We start from the raw sequence: 19,045 nt of genomic DNA on the forward strand, positions 1-19,045 counted from the left end.
TCCTTATATATAATTTTCTATTTATCCCATTTGACACTTTTAAATTTATGTGTTAATGGGATTTTTAAGTTTTAAGGGTATAAGTAAAAATTAATTATTTAGGGTTTTAGATTAAATGTCTGTATGAGTAGATAGAGGGATAATTACTCATTTTTCTCTTATCTTGAAGGTAGGTTGAGTAAATTTTGAGTAACTTAGGTTTTTTTCAGTGGTAAGTATCTTCACTTGGTAAGGAAGAGGTCACGATGAAATCCTAGTTTCGGGCGTTTAAAATAATCAAAAAAAATAAAGCCCGTGACGAGGATTGAACTCGTGACCTCTTCCTTACCAAGGAAGTGCTCTACCACTGAGCTACACGGGCAAAAAAAATCAAGAACAAAAAACTAACAAATGATAGCTTCCAGTCTTTAATTTTTTGAGTTTTAGAGGTGGGCCGAGCTGGATTTGAACCAGCGTAGGCGTAGCCAGCGGATTTACAGTCCGCCCCCATTAACCGCTCGGGCATCGACCCATTTATTCAACAATTTTATATAGTAGCACAATCTCAGAAAATGTCTAGGGGTTTGGCAAAAAATTTTTTTTACCTAGGGTGAAAGGGGCTAAAAACCCTGGCGTTCAGGGAGTTTATGGGTTTTATGGTTTTTTTCCGTTGTGCGGGTTGGACGGGAGGAACTGGTGCGAGGACGGCCTGTAGTGAGCTTGTTGAACGATTGGGTGCGCGGCGGGGAAAATCGCTCTCATCGTAAATTTCCCAGACTAACTCCTCTAAAATATCCTCCAGGGTCACTAACCCAACCTTACCCCCATATTCATCCACCACAATTGCCGGGTGTAAGCGCTGTTGCAGTATTTCCTTGAGTAAATCCCCAACTCGTTTAGTTTCAGGGGCATAAACCGGAGGAATCATGGCTTCTGTGACAGAAATGCTGTCCTGTTCCTCTCCGTGGGCATGGGCAAATTGTAACGCTCGTTTCAAATGAACAATCCCGACAATTTGATCCTTGGATTCTCCCTGCACCGAAATCCGAGAATATCCAGTTTCTTTCCAGGCATAACTTAATCACTTCTGGTAAGGTAGCTTGATGGGAAATAGTTCCCATCTCAATTCGCAGTTTAACCACCTCTTGGGCGATTAAATAATCCATTGCTACACAATAAAAGACTTCCTGATAGCAGGAAGTCCTCTAAATAAATGGATTGGGTTTTGTTTTCACACCAACATTAAATAACGGTATAGTCAGTAATGACCGCATTTTTCAGGATCACAATAATACCACTGCGGATATAAAATCCCAAGTCTTCCCGTTCCGCTTCTTGGATATCCTCTTTGTTGATAATTTTGACATGGCGACCAATACGAGCATTTTTATCAACAATCGCCTTACGAATCACGGTATCAGAACCGATTCCTAGAGGAATTTCACCTTCTTGTAAACCTGAAGAACGTTCTGAGAAGGGTTGATAAAAGTCTGAACCCATCAGTAGGGTATCTTCAATTACACAGCCCGCTTCCACCCGGGAACGTAACCCTAAAACCGAATGGTCAATCCGACATTCTTTCAGGATACAACCCTCAGCAATAATGGATTCAGTAATCCGGCAATCTAGGATTTTCGTGGGGGGTAAGTGACGAGAACGGCTATAAATGGGAGCTTTTTCGTCATAGAAGCTAAAGTTGGGGTGGGGTTGTTGGGTTAAACCCAAATTGGCATGATAAAACGCTTCAATGGTTCCAATATCTTCCCAATAGTCTTTAAACAAAAAGGCTTGAACGTTTAAATTCCCCGATGCGTTGGGAATTACTTCTTTCCCGAAATCAGTTTCCTGGGGATTTTCATCTAATAACTTAATCAAGGTGTCTTTGTTAAAGACATAAATCCCCATGGAAGCAATATAAGGATTTTCTTTAGCTTGTTCAGTAGATAAACCTAACCTGGAGGTATCCACCCGCATTTGTTGGAGGGCGTCTCCCTTGGGTTTCTCACTGAAACTAATCACCCGTCCAGAGTCATCGAGTTTCATTAGCCCAAAATCCGAGGCCCGTTTTTCGTCAATGGGCAATACGGAAAGGGTAATATCCGCCTTGGTGTCTAAATGACGTTGGACAAATTCCCGATAGTCCATGCGGTAGAGATGGTCACCGGATAAAATCAGAAATTGGTCAACGTCCCATTCCTTCAGCAGCCACAAATACTGACGCACCGCATCCGCCGTACCCTGGAACCAATTCGGGTTTTGGGTGGTCTGTTGGGCGGCTAGGACTTCTGCAAAGCTATCATCAAAACCAGAGAAGTTGTAGGCGCGGGCAATATGACGGTTTAAGGATGCTGAGTTAAACTGGGTTAAAACGTAGATTTTGAGAATTTCGGAGTTAATACAGTTACTAATGGGGATATCGATTAACCGATATTTCCCGGCAATGGGCACCGCAGGTTTGGCCCGCATTTTGGTTAAAGGATACAGGCGGCTACCCGCACCGCCACCGAGAATGATTGCTAAAACTCGTTTCACAAAAAATTACCTCTCAACTGCCAATAGTCTTCCCAAGTCCAGTGTCCGACTGTACGGTACTCTTGACAAGGGGGGAGAGGCAAAACCGACATTAAGTTTGGGTTTGGGTTAAGTTAAGAGGAAGGGAAAAGGCCAAATAATTGTTAAACGGTTATTGAATTTTAAGTGTTGAAAATTTTCTAGCGGTTTAGAAGTGGATAATTCTTTATAGTTTTTTACCGGATTTATCGGGGATTGTTTTGTTAATTTCAGGTTATACGAGAATAAACAGGATCAATTTTGATTCAGGATAGAGGATTTATGATGCACCCATATTGGCATAAGGTTTCTCAGGCGATTAAAGTGGCTGTGGTCGGGGTTTCTTTACCTCTATTATTGTCGAGTGCTGGGTTGGCGCAACAGAATGTTAAGCAGGATGCTGTTGAGGTTGATCCGAGAATTAAAGATCCGATTGAGATGTTAATGGATTATAACAATCAAGAGAAGTATCCAGAAGCTATTAATCAATTAAGCACAATTCCTAATGTTGTTGATATTTTAATTAAAGAATTAGAAAACAATCAGAATCCTGAAGTGATTTCATCTGTCCTGCAAGCTTTATCAGAAATTGAAGAACCTGCTAAAATTTCGTCTCAACAGGCTGCTCATATTACAGATTTAATTATTGATAATCAATTTGTCAGTAATCCTAAGCAGTCAGTTCGTGTTTATGCTATTGAAGTTTTAATGGAAATTGCGCCACCAGACAAAATACAAAAAATACTTAAAACCTTATTTGAATCTTTAAAAGATGATGACGAATCTGTTCGTTATACCACTGACTTAGCTATCACTTCTCTACTTCGTAAAGTTGATTTGTCAAATTCAAAATCAGCTATAGCTATCGAAAATGTGAGATCAGTAGCATTAGATAAAAGTAATGATTGGCAAGTGCGAATGGGTTCTGCTTACGCACTCGCCAGTAGTGGGCGAGACGTTAAAACCGCAATTATAATCTTCAAAGAATTATTAGAAAAAAATAATCCACAAGTAACACAAGAGGTAATTAAATCTTTAATAGGGGTCGGAGATGAGTTATCTAAGAGAGCATCTAAGTTAAACCCACAAGAAAGGTTAAATTCCAAGGAAGGTTTACAAGATATTTTAGATTATTTTAATAAGAACGATAGCAGTAATAATCAGAAATCAATGGCACATATCAATCAAGTCAAGGAGTCTTTAAATTACGCAATAAATAACATTAATAATGTCCAAGATTCAGTAGAATTTCAAACAATACTGGATTGGATAGTCAGTAAACCCCAAGAATCCGTGCCAATATTAATCACTACATCTTGGCTATATTTTGTTTTAATGTCTCTGTGGTTACGTCCTTTGTGGCTGTTAAGGTGTAATGATATTCTACAACGCTATACCGATATTCCCTTACCGAATTTTCTAGGAAATCTCAAAATTTCAGATTTATTAAGGTTGCTTTTATTTCGGTCTTGCTACCACCCCAGGGTACTAGACGCATGGGTAAAAGCTAATTTGGATAAAGCTCGTAAAGAATTTGACAAAAAAACAACGGTTAAAGAGCGTAGTATTTATATTCCCATCCCAGTCATTTTAGATGGTATTGATATAGCGGAATTGACAGCGAAGGAATTGCAAGCTAAATTTAGTGAACAACAAGAATGTCTTTTAATTTGGGGTGAAGGGGGTTCAGGTAAAACAAGTCTTGCCTGTCAAATTGCACGCTGGGCGATGTCGGATACTCCTGAAAAACGGTTGTGTAAACATCGGATGTTGCCGATATTAGTTGAACAGGAACTTGATTTTAAAGTAGCTGAAGGAAAACAGGTTTTTCTTGAGCTTATCCGAGGTTTATTAAAAAATTTAGTCGATGCTCAGAAACCTGTTTCTGAAGAATTTTTAGAACAACTTCTGATTCAACAACGTTTACTGGTAATTGTGGATCATTTCTCAGAAATGAGTCCAGCAACCCGCGAACAAATTCGTCCAGAATTACCAGGATTTCCGGTTAATGCTTTAATTGTAACTTCACGGATGGAGGAATCATTAGGTGGAGTGAATAAAACTGTACTTCAACCCATGCGAGTTGAGAGGGATCGCTTGTTATATTTTATACAATCTTATATTACTCAACGGGGAAAACAAGATATCTTTAAAGACCAAGAACTAGTTGATGTCAGGGATCGATTGTTAATGATTGCTGGAAAAAGAGATGTTACTGTGCTGTTGGCAAAGCTTTTTATTGAACAGATAATTGCAGTCAAAACGAGTGGTAATATTGATAAATTTCCTCAAAATATTCCTGATTTAATCTTAGAATACTTAAATCGAATTAATGGGAATATCTCAGGTGATCGCCCAGAAAACTCGAAGATTCACCAGGATCTTAAAATGATTGCTTGGGAATGTCTCAAACAGACCTATCGACCAACAACAGCATTAAAAGATACTGTCATTCAAGCATTAGGAAATGATGATGCAGAGGCGCGTCTCAAATATTTAGAAAATCGTCTCTGCATTATCCAAACTGTTCCTCCCAGTTATACTGAAATTCGCTTTGCTCTTGATCCTCTGGCTGAGTATTTAGCAGCTATGTTTGTTGTAGAATATTGCGGTAATAATGAGCAGTTATGGTATGAATTTTTTGCTACAGCTGATATAAAACAAAGTACATCGGAAATGATTCAAGGATTTCTATTAGCGGTGCTAGATTGCTTTTTAGCTAATGATAAAGCAGTAAAAACCTCTGAGTTTGTCTTATTAGAACTTCAGAAAAGAACAAGTTCAGGCTCAAACTCAAAGATTTAAGTTTTTATCAATTCAGGACTTTCGCAAAACAGACCTAGGTATAATTTTAAACAAGCAGAAACTTTCCTAAATTTAGTGTCTTTGCATTAGTCCTAAATTTAAACACTACTTACCACTAGCAACGGATTTCCTGACCTGCTGTGGTGCAGGTTAAGTTGCTATTATCACTGCAAGTAACTTTTTTCTTATTGCGTACATCCTGTGTTGTGCATTTGTAACGAACCATCTGTTGATCATCCTCATTTGGATTACTAGATTCTGAACTACAACCACAAGAACTCATTTCCCCTAACGCTTTGATTGCACGGGATTTTGCCATTGGACTATCGGCTTTTTGCAATGCTTCTGTGAGAAACTCAATTACAAAATCATCGGCTTTGCCCATCTTTAATAGACTTTCAGCCGCCACTAAAGCCGATAAAGGAATTTTCATTGTATGTCCAGATTTTACCTTTTCCATAAGATTCTTCACTGGTTCAATTTCTTGTTTCAGTGCCGCAACAACATTAGTTTGGGAAGATCGTATGGTAAAGCTGATTTGATCAATTTCCAGATAGGGGATATCGGGATCATTCTTACGAGCATCCTTTAGAAGCTCTTGCAGTTTTTGATCAAGTTGCCAATTAATATCTAATCTATTCAATTTTTGGGCAAGCTGTTCGTTAGACTGAATATCAACAGAAAAATTCATAAATCCCTCCACTTGTTTGATGTTTTTATGTTTTGAAACTGGGTGTGCATCTCGAACTTGAGAATTTGGATTTTGTTTTTTTGTTTCTCCTTTTGCTGATTTTTGTGCTGTTTTTACCGCCTCAAACCCATTAACTAAACCACTTCCTGTTGCCCAATCAAATCCTGGTTTAGCCGAATGTCCTCCCGTCGCAGAATTGCAACTTCCTTCAATTACATCAATGGCAGTTTGTTGCAGAATTTCTTTGGCTTGTTGGGGGGATAATTGCGGGTTAACTTGCTTCATCAACGCACATATTCCTGCGAGTTGGGGTGCGGCGGCGGATGTTCCACTAAAGGCTGCCCAACCATCTTCTGAGGACGTTTCATCCGCATCAGGATGTTTAACTCCGGGTAAACCAAAAACGGCATCTAACGTGCTTCCAGGGGGAACTGGTAAGACAATATAAGCCGCCCTGGGTTTTTTTCCCACTAACCCACAAATATCAGGAACAATTCGCTCCGAATAGATATTGCTGCTAAAATGGCATAATTACTCGCTTCTAAGTTGCCATTAGAACCCAAATAAACGCCCCCAGCTGCAATCACATCCGGGTGTTGAGAGGGAAATCCCCAATGTCCATTTCCAGCGGAAAAAACAACAATAATTCCCTGATAAACTGCATCGGCAATATTAGCAGTTAAGGCAATATCATAGGCGGCTAAAGGCAGATATTGTTTGCTACTTCCCCAACTACAAGAAACCACATCAGGACGCAAGGAAACCGCTTTTTTAAAGGCAGCAATTGAATTTTTGAAGTTCCATTTTATCATCGTAAAATTGATTTCAGGAGCCACAGAAAATAGATTGGCAGATTCTCCGGTGCCATGTCCATTTTCATCGACTTCGGGGTTAATACATCCTGCCCCTAAAATGACTTTACCTTGATATCCATTCCGGGCAAAAAAAGGATGACGATACCATCCTGAATCTACCATGACAACGTTAATGTCTTGACCTTTAATTCCCTGTTTATGAGCCGTTACTGCATTCAGTTTCTGGGCAATATCCTGGGGAATTAAATGCCAATAGGAAGGATTTGGAGGAGATTCTGAAGGTAAGCCAACATCGGCATAATAAACAGGTTCACTTAAGGCAATTCCTTCAATTAAATCCGATAAAGGACTAGAAGACGGATCAATAAAACCGACAATATCAGTATCGGGAGTATCTAAAAATGTGCCGATACTTTCTAATCCTCCTCCTTTTATAACCGTTTTTTCTTTAGCAATAATTTTCGTGTTGAAAACACGCTCATACAAATCAGCAGAACCTGCAATACTAAGAGTGACTCGTCCCGTTTCTAAAACTTCAAACCCTTCAGCTTTTAGACGTTGAATTGCTAAATTAACCTGTTGAGGATGAGAATAAAATTGAGTAATATTCTCGCGGGTAATTAGTTCTGAAGATCGGAATAGGGAAACCCCCCCTTGTGAATGAACTGAGGCTTCCGCGTAAACAATGGGTGGTACATTACTATTTGGGTCATTCATTCCTCTGGGTGTACATCCAATAAGTTGTTTCTAATTTATCATTGGTAAATAAGATATTCATGGCTACTTAATAAAACTTTAATATCTGATTAGAGTGATTGACTTGCTGGAGAGGTTAGCGATCGCCTAAAATTAAAGAGCTAATTTCTAAGCTCACTGTGGTTCAGCTAAATCGAATAACTTTGTAAAATTTTGCTTAATTTTAGCAGTTATACTTAACTATATGTGATTAAAATTTATCTATGCAAATACAAACTCCAGATTGGGTTAAACACTCGGTATTTTATCAAATTTTTCCCGATCGCTTTGCTCAAGCCGCCATTCCGCGCAAAAAATTGTTAAAATCTGATCGCTGGGAACCATGGGATTTACCACCGAGTTTACAGGGATATAAAGGAGGCAATTTATGGGGCGTGATTGAACAATTAGATTATTTACAGGATTTAGGAATTAATGCGATTTATTTTACCCCCATTTTTCAATCGGCTTCTAATCATCGTTACCATACCCATGATTATTACCAAATTGACCCCATACTCGGGGGAAATACGGCTTTTCAAGAGTTATTAGATGCAGCCCATCAACGCCAGATTAAAATTGTTTTAGATGGGGTATTTAACCATGCCAGTCGGGGCTTTTTCCAGTTCCATGATATTTTAGAAAATGGCCCCCATTCTCCTTGGTTAGATTGGTTTAAAATTGAAGGCTGGCCCTTATCTGCTTATGATGGCAGTAAACCTGCTAATTATGTCGGTTGGATTGGAAATCGGGCTTTACCTCAATTTAATCATGACAACCCTCAAGTCAGGGAATATATCATGGAAATTGCTGAATATTGGATTGATTTTGGCATTGATGGTTGGCGTTTAGATGTGCCTTTTGAAGTCAAAACTCCTGGTTTTTGGCAGGAATTTCGAGATAGAGTTAAGGCTGTTAATCCAGAGGCTTATATTGTTGGGGAAGTGTGGGAAGATTCCCGAGAATGGTTAGATGGGACGCAATTTGATGGGGTGATGAATTATTTATTTACGGCTCCGACCATTGCTTTTACCGCAGGCGATCGCGTTCAAATGGAGTTAGTCGAAAGTCCTTCCTATTTTCCTTATCCGGCTCTATCTGCTAAGGAATATGGGCAAAAAATACAAGATTTATTAGAGTTATATCCTTGGGAAATTCAACTAACACAATTGAATTTACTCGATAGTCATGATACAGCCCGATTAATTACTATTGCTGGCGGAGATAAAGCCAGTGTTGAGTTGGCAACCTTATTGTTATTTACTTTTCCAGGTGCGCCCAGTATTTATTACGGGGATGAAGTCGGGTTAGAAGGACACCTTGATCCTGACTCTCGCCGCAGTTTCCCAATGCAAGATTCTTGGCATCAAGATATTTTAGACTATCACAAAAAACTGATTGCTATTCGTCACCAATATCCGGCTTTAAGAACGGGTTCTTATCAGGTATTATATGCTGAGGATATGATTTATGGATTTGCTCGATGTTTGGAGAATGAGGAATTAATTGTGATGGTGAATTCGGGAACAGAATCAGCCGAAATTAATGTTACGGTTACTAACTTAAAGACTTGTCCTAATCAGTTAATTTATGGAGAAGGGAAATTCAGTTGGAAAACAGAAAATCACACCACAGAATTAGTGGTCTATCTTCCTCCCCGTCAAGGAATAATTTTAGCAAATTGTTAGTTTTCTAGGCAAAGATAAAGAGATAATGGGCAATTAGGAAATCAGCAATAAACAATGGTGATTGATTTTTCTAATAAGATCAATAATCATTCTAATTTCCGATGGGAACTTCATTTATTCAAGATTCTATATCTTCACTATTGCCCATTGCCCATTCCCTATTCCCTATTTTTTACTCTATAATAAAGAATCTAACTTAATCTAATTATTAATAGTTTCATCAGATTATGACCCAGAAGTCGCCCTCTATGCTAGAAAAAATCAAAGATATTGCTACAACGTTATCACCTCGTTTAATTGAGATTCGTCGCCATATTCATGCCCATCCAGAACTGAGTGGTCAAGAATATCAAACCTCCGCCTATGTTGCCGGGGTGCTGTCCTCCTGTGGGATTAAGGTGCAAGAAGGCGTGGGGACAACGGGAGTCGTGGGAGAATTCAAGGGAAATACCACCAACCCCCGTTGGTTTGCCATTCGCACCGATATGGATGCCCTGCCGATGACCGAATTAACCGGGTTAGAGTATGCTTCTCGACAGATGGGGGTCATGCACGCTTGCGGACACGACCTGCACACCACCCTAGGGTTAGGCACAGCGATGGTATTATCTCAGTTGGGCCAGGAGTTTCCTGGGAAAGTGAGGTTTTTTTTCCAACCTGCGGAAGAAATTGCTAAAGGGGCAACCTGGATGGTGCATGATAACGTCATGGAGGACGTGGCAGCGATTTTGGGCGTTCATGTATTCCCTAGTATTCCCGCCGGATGTGTGGGACTGCGATCGGGTGCGTTAACGGCGGCGGCGGATGATTTGGAATTAACTATTATCGGAGAGTCGGGTCACGGGGCGCGACCCCATGAAGCTAAGGATGCGATTTGGATCGCGGCTCAGGTCATTACCATGTTACAACAGGCGATTAGTCGCACCCAAAACCCTTTAAGACCTGTGGTTTTATCCATTGGTCAAATTATGGGTGGACGGGCTCCTAATATTATTGCGGATCAGGTTAAACTATTAGGAACGGTGCGATCGCTTCATCCTGAAACCTACGAAGCTTTACCCAATTGGATAGAACAAATTGTTGCTAATATCTGCCAAATGTATGGGGCAAATTATGAGTTAAATTATCGTCGGGGTGTTCCCTCGGTGCAGAATGATCCGATGTTAACTCAAATTGTCGAAGAAAGTGTTAGAGAGGCTTTTGGGTCTGGTGCGGTGGTAAATTTACCCGAACCCTCCTTAGGAGCAGAGGATTTTTCTGTCTATTTAGATTATGCACCCGGAATGATGTTTCGGTTGGGTGTCGGACACAAAAATAAACATAATTATCCCTTACATCATCCTAAGTTTGAAATTGATGAATCGGCAATTATTACGGGGGTGGTAACTCTAGCCTATTCTGCCTATAAATTTTGTCAGAAATAATTAGCAACACCAGAAGAATTAATCAATACCAAAAATACCTGTTAATCCCGTAAAAAATTAGCTAAAATAGAATTAGAAAAATTAGGAAGTCAGCAATATGGAAACAACTGTCACCCTAACTGTTACTGTGAACGCCGAAGGCAACTTAGACATTCCCGCAGAATTACAAACCCAACTGACACCAGGGGATCAATATAAAGTAGCAATTACGGAAGAAGGCTTACTTTTTAAAAAAGTTAAACCCGGATTTGATTGGGAAGAATTCAGACGGCGTAGAGACGAATCTGAACCCGATCCCAATCCAATGACAATGGAAGAAATTTGTGCAATCGTCAAAGAAGTGAGACATCAAATGAATTTAGAAGGAAAATCAGAATTATGAAAGTTGTATTAGATACCAATATTTTTATCTCCGGTTGGTTATGGGATGGCAGACCTGATCAAATTTTGAAATTAGGCGAGATTGGAGAGATTAATGTATGCGCTTCTGAAGAATTATTAACGGAGTTAGCAATAACATTAAGTCAAAAGAAATTTAAACTTAAACTCCAATCTTGGGGGTTTGAAGTTCATAATTTAATGGATGGAATCCGAAATTCGGTAGAAATTTATTCTATTCCAAAACGATATTTTCCTGAATTAAGAGATCCGAATGATGGGATTATTTTAGCAACTGCGATCGCATCTCAAGCAGATTATATTATTACAGGAGATCGGGATTTATTAACCTTAGAAAACTATGAAAATATCCCTATTTTAACAGCTATAGATTTTTTAAATATTTACTTTCCAGGGATTTAGAGAAAAACTTTCGCAACTTTTCAGATGATTATAGCAGATAAAAAAGTTTAAATTGATATAACGAATTTTGTTAATATAAACTTCACACCCTAATTTTCCGTTTTAGGAGTAGAACCAAAATAGGGGTCTGGAGTTCCAATCCAGTTAAAATCACTAATTCTGAGATTGATACTTCCTATCCGACGCACCGGATTAATCCTGAGAATCACCCCATAGGTACGGCGACTATATTCTAAGGTTAATTCATTGTTTAATGATAAACCATTATCTAAATTAACCGCCGATTCAATCCCAGCCCTTAACCCCCCATAAAGTTGCTGCACTAATCCCATACTTAATACCCGTTGATCGACTAAACGATCAAACAAAAAGGGCGATTGTCCATCCAATATCACTTGGGTATAAAAAAGACTAAACCCCGTATAGTCTAAAAAGTCTTTAGAAAAATGACCCAATTGTCCCTGCACCCCTACCGAAGTGCTGAGATAGGATTGGGAATAATCTTGACTATATTGGGTGGTGACTCCTCTGGTAATTAATGCTAATTGTACGAAGGGAATCACGGGTCGAGGGGTATACCGTAAACCTTCCGTAGCCGTTGCTGGTAAGCCTTCTCCCCGCCATAATAAAACTGGATAAATTAAAGTTCCTAACGCCTCATAACGATCTAAAGTGACTCGATTATTCACACGAGTCGGTTTGAGTAATTCCGGGCGATCGCTATCGGCATTTACCGATTGATAGGAGGTTTGAAAGCTAAAGGTAGCCCCCTGGTCGTTTAAAGCAATCTTAGGAGAAGTCAGCACTGCCCCCAAACTACTCCAAACCGTACGATACCCCAAAGTTCCATTAAACAAACGGTTACGATAACTATATTCTCCATTGAGTGCAAACCCAGACCCCAATTGTTGGCGGACTCGGATACTACCTCGGAGGGCTTTTTCATTCAGATCGGGGAAATTTTCCAAGGTATTTATGGATAAAAACCCCCTCAATTCCGTAGTGGGGGTAATTGATCCCGAAATCTTTGCTTCCAACCCCAAGGTTTTAGGATCGAAGGGGGTGACATTCTCTTGAAAAGCCCGTTGGAGTAACAATCGAGGTGCCACTTGCAGGGTCAACGGGCCAAGGGGAACAGAGGGCAGATTTCCCTGAATATAATATCCTCCAAAATCCTTGAGATCATAACCAAAGGAAAAGGGCAGGGGTTCTTTTTGGCTTCGATCAATGACGGTACGTTCTCGAAAGAGAGGGACGTTAAAGGATTGATCTAGCACCAGTCGGGATTTGGTGGTAATCAGTTCATCGCGTAGGGGTGAAACTCGAGTAAATCGGGCGGTATCGGCCCTTAATTCTAGTTCCGGGGGGGAAAAGGGATCGTTGGTAAGTCGCACCTGTTGGGCTTCCCATCCCCCATCCCCAAACAGATCAATTCGTTCGGCGGCAAATCTCAGGCGATTTACACTGCCTTGTACCCCAAAGGTTTCCCCCCCTCCGACAGAGACTCCGGCGTTTAATCCCCCATCGGCTTTGACTTTTGCTAGGGGTTGGGCGGCGGTAATTCGGTCGCTGATCGGGGCATTTAGTAGGGGGGTAACACCTGGATTTAGGGGATCAACCACGGTTAAATCGGTGTCGGTGGAGGGGGTATAAACAACGCCGTTGGCTTGGTAAACTGACCCGGTACTTTGCACGAAGTTATAGTCCATGCGATCGCCCCGAATCACCTGATTTCCTCGGGTCAGGGCCACATTCCCTTGAGCCACCACTTGACGGGTACTCAGGTTAACTTGGGCTTGATCCGCATCAATTAAGGACTGGCGAAACCGCACTATCACGTTCCCTTGGGCGGTGACGATTTGCCGCTGTTGATCATATTCTTGCCGATCGGCGGTGATTTCGACAATATCTGCGGGGGTGGGAACTGGAATAACTGTGGATTCTTGGGTTGGAGTTTTAGGGGGGGTGACAACTATTCTGTTACAGGGTGTATGACAGAAGTTATCGCTATTGGTAAAGGAAAAGGCGGCATCAAACCGATACTGATTCTCGGTTAAGGGTTGGGCGGTTTCTCTGGTGACGGTCGATCCCAGTAGTTCTGCGGATAGGGAGCCACTGGGTGCCTGAATCTGATATTTAGGTAAAGGATAGGTGATGGTGCTTTGGGTTTTTGCCCTGGAAGATATTTTTGGTTCTAATCCAATTATCCCCGTTTCAGTGGTCTGTGGCTGGGGAAGATGACGAATAATTGGGGGTGGTTCAGGTGGTGGCGGGTAAGGCATACTTGCTGTAACGGAATTCCACAGAATAGCCAAAACTCAACCCCTTTAGGGAACGGGCTAAAACAATGTCATTAGCTATCAGCCTGTAGGGATGATTACTAATGACACTCCCATCTTCTATTATATCAGGGATTTTGTTCACAGAGGTTGTTGGCATCTGGTTCTGATTTTCAAGCCCTAACTTCTGTTTGGACAATTTCCATGTTTCTCTACTCTAAGTCTCTGCGTTTGGGGTTCCGCGCTGGGTCATTGGACAGGAAACCAAACACGAATAAGCTAAAGAAGAACAGAACTACGATATTAACAACGATTTTTAGGGTCAGCATTTGTGAATTTCTCCGAGGCTGCAAGAGTTTATTTATAGCTGTTATGCCGGAGGCACAACTTTACCATCATATCCCAAAATATCCTTTGCTTTAAGGATTCTTTTTCTACCCCCTTGACAGGGATTGATTTTGTGTTATTATTATAATGGATAGTCTGTGCGCGCCTATAAAGTATTTTTTGGTTCTAGGACTAGCTAGAACGGTTGGAAAAATTACGGTACAGTGTTCTTACTATTCCCCATTCCCCATTCCCCATTCCCCATTCCCCATTCCCCATTCCCCATTCCCCATTCCCCATTCCCCATTCCCCATTACTCATAATGAGTTAACCAATACCAAGTTTTAGAGATCGCCTCCTCAACTTTAACCATAATTTGATCTAACCATCCTAAAATCTTCTCTAGGGGATGTTTAATATATCCGGTTGATGTCACCTGGGCTTCTAGCCAGTCGGGGGAAGATGGAGCAGTCGCGGTTTTTTTGGGGTTTTTAACACGGTTGGGCGTTTTTGTCAAGGTATTTTGGGGAACTTCAGAAATTAAACCGATCTTTTCGGGGGTTGTTTGTGTTGAAAAGGGGTTTAAGGAAGATTGAACTTTCTGAAAAATCCTATGGTTTTCGATAGGGTTATTCTGGGTTTTAGGTTTCTTGAGTTTGGATAAGATATTATTTGTTCGAGTATCAATAGTTAACCAGGGGTCTTCTGGGGAGGAAGATTTTGAAGCGGAAATTACCCCGGAATATTCTTCGGAGATAGGCTCAGAATTAATAGTATGCTGATGGTCTTGGAAAAAATAATCAATTGCTGCCAGAATTAGGGACTGAACCTTATAGAAATATTGATCAAAACCCGGTTCTAAGGAAGATGCTGATTTGACAGATAAATGGGGATATTGCCAAGTTTGAATTACGGTTTTTCCTAGGGTTTGACTTTGTTTGACTAAGCTATGGGTCGCTTGGGAGAGGGGAATAATCGAATAATCCTCGACTTGCGCGATCGCCGAATCTAGGGTATGAATAAAAGTAGGGGAAGGCTGGGGGAAAGAAACCGACTCAACAAAATTAGATTCTCCAAAACAATTAATTTTAACGGCGACGGGACTGGTTTGTACCCAACATAATACTTGCCAAAACCCCCGAATCGGAGATACAATATGAATAGGATGGCTAAAAGGTTGTAACTGGGGTTGAAAGGGTTTGGGATGTTGTGATGAATTTCGATAACAATAGTGATAGTTTGCGACTTCTAAACTAATTCGTTGTTGAAGCTGATGTTGTTGTTCAACGGTGAGACTATCTAAAATTTGATTATCTTTTTGAACTAAGACTAAGGTTTGGGAATCAATTTGACTAGCTACGCCTTGAATTTCTCCTGCTGCGGGTTGGGAGGCTATCGAATTTTCCAATAGAGATGCGGTTTCGGTGGTAACGGTATTTAGAATATGAATAATAGGAGCATCAACATTAGGAGGTTGGGACTTGACCTCAGAATTGAGTTGAGGTAAATGCTGTTTAATCGCCGTGCCTAATTTTTGGGTAGTGACTCGAACGGTTTGCAGGATAAAATAAACTGGATATAGTGCTGTTTGCAGGGCGATCTCAGTGGCGAACTTAAAATAGCGCCAAGTGCGACTGCTCTGGTCGGTAAATTTCTGCGTCGCCTCAGAGATAAAATTAAAGAATCGACTTTTATATGGCCCGGAGTCAGCAACAGACATGGTTATATTAAGTATGAGCGATATTCTCCCCTATCAACTATAACAGTAAATGTCTTTTTCTACCCCTACCCTCCAATTACAGATTTCAGAAGTTGCTCAACGGTTACGTCTGTTGACTCAAATTAATATCCAACCCCATTGGCAAGTTATCAACCCTGGGGAGTCTGAGCACCCAGTTGAAATCAATGACAGAGGACATATTCCTTGGGCGGCGGGAAAACAGGTTTTGAAATTAAGACAAAAAATTATAGTTCCCTTACAAGGTTATCCGTTAACGGGTTTAACTTTAAGATTAGTCTTAAGTTGGTGGGCTCAGGATGCTCAAATCTATATTAATCATCAATTTGTACAAGCTGGAGATTTGTTTGATAGTTATACCAGAATTTTATTAAGTTCGGCGGTACAGCCAGGAGATGAATTTGAAATAGAGTTATTTTTAATTAGTCCGGGTCACGACGCCGGGGCGTTGGTTAGTTCTTTCTGTTGGTATGAAGTTTCAGACACCTCCCGAATTGACCCGAGTTTATTAGCGGACGAATTGGAAATTTTAGGACTATTTTTAGCCGAGGAAAACTACCAACCCGACCTAGAAACCGACTTGATTTTCCTCGGAAATATTTTAGAGATCATTTCTGGCTATATCCTCCCCCAAGATCTGAGTAAATTTGAAAATAGCCTCATCCAAGTTCGTCAGATATTAAAATCAGTTATTCCTAAATTAGACTCCTACAAAATTTCCTTACTCGGTCACGCCCATTTAGACTTAGCTTGGTTATGGCCGATAACAGAAACTTGGATAGTCGCGCAGAAAACCTTTGAGTCAGTTTTGCAATTACAAACAGACTTTCCTGAATTAATCTTCTGTCATTCCTCCCCTATTCTCTATGAATGGATAGAAAAACATCGTCCCGATTTATTTAGTCAAATTCAAGATAATATTGCAAAAGGAATCTGGGAAATTGCCGCCGGACTCTGGGTAGAACCGGAATTGAATATTATTAATGGAGAATCTATCGTCCGTCAGGTCTTATACGGACAGCGATATGTTTTAGAAAAAATGGGTCAACTTTCCACCGTAGCTTGGCTACCCGATACCTTTGGTTTCTGTTGGCAATTACCCCAAATATTCCAACAGGGAGGTATTGATTATTTTATTACCCAAAAACTGCGCTGGAATGATACAACTAAATTTCCCTACGGGTTGTTTGAATGGCAAGGGTTAGATGGCACAAAAATTGTTAGTTTCATGACCGCTTTAATTGGAGAGCGGGTTGACCCGGTGAAGATGTTTAAATATGCTCGGGAATGGAAAACCCAAACGGGATTAAATCACAGTTTATGGTTGCCCGGAGTCGGTGATCATGGGGGCGGGCCGACCCGTGATATGCTAGAAATAACTCGACGCTGGAATCAAGCTGCTATTTTTCCAGAGTTTAAGTTTCAAACGGTCAAAGACTATTTAACAGAAGTCCTGAATAATGCGCCATCAAAACTTCCGATCTGGCAGGATGAATTATACTTAGAATTCCATCGCGGTTGCTATACGACCCACGCCGATCAAAAACGGTTTAATCGTCGGGGGGAAACCTTATTATATGAAGCAGAACTATTTGCCACCATCGCCACCCTTTACTCCGGTTCTATTTATCCCCAAGGGGAAATAGAAACCGCTTGGAAGCAGATTTTATTAAACCAATTTCACGATATCCTGCCCGGATCTGCCATTGCTGCGGTCTACGAACAGGCAAATCAAGACTGGGAAACCGCCATCAAAACCGCCCAGGAAATTCTCCACCAGTCCTTCGATGCCCTTGTTGCTTCTATTCCTGTTAACTTCCCCTCCCAACTCGACGCCCAACCCATTTTTATCTTTAATTCCCTGAACTGGTCGCGCTCAGAAGTCGTGGCTGTGCCTATTCCTAATTCCGATAGCCCTTGGCAAATTTATGATCACCAGGGAATGCCCCAAACCGCCCAACTACGGGGGTCAGGGTCGGAAAACCCGCAACTGCTATTCCTGGCAAAAAATGTTCCGGGTCTGGGATATCAGGTGTATTGGTTGGGGCGCAAACAGGCTGAAACCCTAGAAAGCTCGCAGAAATACCCTTATATGGGCACACATATTCCCAATTATACTGAAAGTATAGCAGAAAAAAACGAGATTGTCAAATATTATCAGTTAGAACCCCAAAAGATTAGCTTTGAAAATGATATTTTGCGGGTAATTGTAGATACGGAAACCGGAAATTTAGAACAGGTTTTCGACTTAATTAATCAACGAAATATCCTCAAACCTGGACAGGGAAATCAATTACAAGTATTTGAAGATTCGGGACAATATTGGGATGGGTGGAATATTAACCCTAATTATCAACAATATCCCTTAGATTCACCGCAATTAAAATCAATAGAATGGATAGAATCGGGGCCGATAGTATGGCGGTTGAGAATTGTTAAAACATTCAAGCAATCACAATTCTGCCAAGATTATATTTTAGAACAAGGTTCACCCCTGTTAAAAATAGAAACCACTGTTAATTGGCAAGAACGTCATACTTTAATTAAGGTCGCTTTTCCCCTAACAATTACGGCGGATTTTGCCAGTTATGAAATACCCTGTGGAGTGATTCAACGACCTACTAACCCCCAAACCGATCCAGAAAAAGCTAAATGGGAAGTTCCGGCAATTCATTGGGCAGATATTAGTACATCGGATTATGGAATTAGCCTATTAAATGATAGTAAATATGGTTATGACGCTCAACCCGATCAACTGCGATTAACATTATTAAGAGGTTCAACCTGGCCTGACCCAGAAGCGGATTTAGGATGGCATCAATTTAGTTATACCATTTATCCCCATGGAGGAGATTGGAAACAAGCAAAAACCGTCCAAAAAGGTTACGAATTCAATCGTCCTTTACAGGTTAAAGTCTATCCCCCCCGACCTTCAACCACTAATTTAGAATCATTCGGTGGCCAGAGTTTCCTAGAGTTAGGGTCTGAGCATTTAATTTTAATGGCATTTAAACAGTCAGAAACTAACTCCCAACACTGGATTTTAAGATGTTATGAATGTGAGGGAGAATCAACTATGTTAGAATTACAGAATAATCTGGGATTAACTATAGATTATTCGGTCAATCTATTAGAACAACCCCAGGAAACAACTGCTTTTATCTCTCCTTGGAAAATAGTTAGTTTTGCTCTAGCTTCTAGGAAGAATTAGAA

At 40.6% G+C, this 19,045-nt stretch carries 15 protein-coding genes and 2 tRNA genes; 6 read left to right on the forward strand and 11 right to left on the reverse strand.

Features of this window, described 5'->3' with window-relative positions; genetic code table 11:
* Positions 1-289 precede the first annotated feature (289 nt).
* The 4 genes from AC2D3N_RS20590 to AC2D3N_RS20605 form a co-directional block, all read right to left on the reverse strand.
* Positions 290-361 (reverse strand) — tRNA-Thr (locus AC2D3N_RS20590).
* A gap of 68 nt (positions 362-429) precedes the next feature.
* Positions 430-511 (reverse strand) — tRNA-Tyr (locus AC2D3N_RS20595).
* A gap of 69 nt (positions 512-580) precedes the next feature.
* Positions 581-1,018, reverse strand: a complete 438-nt coding sequence (locus AC2D3N_RS20600; protein ID WP_339394372.1) for a CBS domain-containing protein — start codon at positions 1,016-1,018, stop codon at positions 581-583.
* A gap of 203 nt (positions 1,019-1,221) precedes the next feature.
* On the reverse strand, positions 1,222-2,511 hold the full coding sequence (locus AC2D3N_RS20605; RefSeq protein ID WP_079680744.1) for a glucose-1-phosphate adenylyltransferase: 1,290 nt from the start codon (positions 2,509-2,511) through the stop codon (positions 1,222-1,224).
* Between the two features lie 300 nt (positions 2,512-2,811).
* Between AC2D3N_RS20605 and AC2D3N_RS20610 the strand changes: the two genes are divergently transcribed.
* On the forward strand, positions 2,812-5,334 hold the full coding sequence (locus tag AC2D3N_RS20610; RefSeq protein ID WP_484691989.1) for an NACHT domain-containing protein: 2,523 nt from the start codon (positions 2,812-2,814) through the stop codon (positions 5,332-5,334).
* Between the two features lie 115 nt (positions 5,335-5,449).
* Here the strand turns inward: AC2D3N_RS20610 and AC2D3N_RS20615 are convergent, their stop codons facing one another.
* A complete protein-coding gene (locus AC2D3N_RS20615) occupies positions 5,450-6,496 on the reverse strand; it encodes a S8 family serine peptidase (protein ID WP_484691990.1) in 1,047 nt (348 codons plus the stop codon).
* The gene (locus AC2D3N_RS20620) at positions 6,496-7,557 is read right to left on the reverse strand and encodes a S8 family serine peptidase (protein ID WP_484691991.1); all 1,062 of its coding nucleotides are present in this window, start codon (positions 7,555-7,557) and stop codon (positions 6,496-6,498) included. Before AC2D3N_RS20620 ends, AC2D3N_RS20615 begins: the two co-directional genes overlap by 1 nt.
* Positions 7,558-7,799: 242 nt before the next feature.
* Between AC2D3N_RS20620 and AC2D3N_RS20625 the strand changes: the two genes are divergently transcribed.
* From AC2D3N_RS20625 to AC2D3N_RS20640, 4 genes are all read left to right on the forward strand, one after another.
* On the forward strand, positions 7,800-9,263 hold the full coding sequence (locus AC2D3N_RS20625) for a glycoside hydrolase family 13 protein (protein ID WP_484691992.1): 1,464 nt from the start codon (positions 7,800-7,802) through the stop codon (positions 9,261-9,263).
* 248 nt (positions 9,264-9,511) lie between these two features.
* Complete coding sequence (locus AC2D3N_RS20630; RefSeq protein ID WP_484693781.1) at positions 9,512-10,687, forward strand: M20 family metallopeptidase; 1,176 nt, start codon at positions 9,512-9,514, stop codon at positions 10,685-10,687.
* A gap of 97 nt (positions 10,688-10,784) precedes the next feature.
* Positions 10,785-11,069 carry a hypothetical protein gene (locus AC2D3N_RS20635; RefSeq protein WP_079680749.1) on the forward strand — a complete coding sequence of 95 codons (285 nt, stop codon included), beginning with the start codon at positions 10,785-10,787 and terminating at the stop codon, positions 11,067-11,069.
* Positions 11,066-11,488: a putative toxin-antitoxin system toxin component, PIN family gene (locus AC2D3N_RS20640; protein ID WP_079680750.1), complete on the forward strand. Its 423-nt coding sequence runs from the start codon at positions 11,066-11,068 to the stop codon at positions 11,486-11,488. Before AC2D3N_RS20635 ends, AC2D3N_RS20640 begins: the two co-directional genes overlap by 4 nt.
* Positions 11,489-11,577: 89 nt before the next feature.
* Here the strand turns inward: AC2D3N_RS20640 and AC2D3N_RS20645 are convergent, their stop codons facing one another.
* From AC2D3N_RS20645 to AC2D3N_RS20665, 5 genes are all read right to left on the reverse strand, one after another.
* Positions 11,578-13,770: a DUF3769 domain-containing protein gene (locus AC2D3N_RS20645; protein ID WP_484691993.1), complete on the reverse strand. Its 2,193-nt coding sequence runs from the start codon at positions 13,768-13,770 to the stop codon at positions 11,578-11,580.
* Positions 13,748-13,927 (reverse strand): hypothetical protein, encoded by a 180-nt coding sequence (locus tag AC2D3N_RS20650; RefSeq protein ID WP_144017838.1) that lies wholly within the window; start codon positions 13,925-13,927, stop codon positions 13,748-13,750. Before AC2D3N_RS20650 ends, AC2D3N_RS20645 begins: the two co-directional genes overlap by 23 nt.
* Before the next feature lie 52 nt (positions 13,928-13,979).
* On the reverse strand, positions 13,980-14,096 hold the full coding sequence (locus AC2D3N_RS20655) for a photosystem II reaction center protein I (RefSeq protein ID WP_071782591.1): 117 nt from the start codon (positions 14,094-14,096) through the stop codon (positions 13,980-13,982).
* Between the two features lie 190 nt (positions 14,097-14,286).
* A complete protein-coding gene (locus AC2D3N_RS20660; RefSeq protein WP_484691994.1) occupies positions 14,287-14,415 on the reverse strand; it encodes a hypothetical protein in 129 nt (42 codons plus the stop codon).
* Complete coding sequence (locus AC2D3N_RS20665; protein WP_484691995.1) at positions 14,408-15,814, reverse strand: hypothetical protein; 1,407 nt, start codon at positions 15,812-15,814, stop codon at positions 14,408-14,410. The genes AC2D3N_RS20660 and AC2D3N_RS20665 overlap by 8 nt, the downstream gene beginning before the upstream one ends.
* 49 nt (positions 15,815-15,863) lie before the next feature.
* On the opposite strand from AC2D3N_RS20665, the gene AC2D3N_RS20670 reads away from it, so the two are divergent.
* Entirely contained in the window at positions 15,864-19,043 is a 3,180-nt protein-coding gene (locus AC2D3N_RS20670; protein WP_484691996.1) for an alpha-mannosidase, read from the forward strand.
* The last annotated feature ends 2 nt before the right edge of the window (positions 19,044-19,045 follow it).

The organism is Planktothrix sp. PLAVEN19ND, assembly GCF_057220675.1.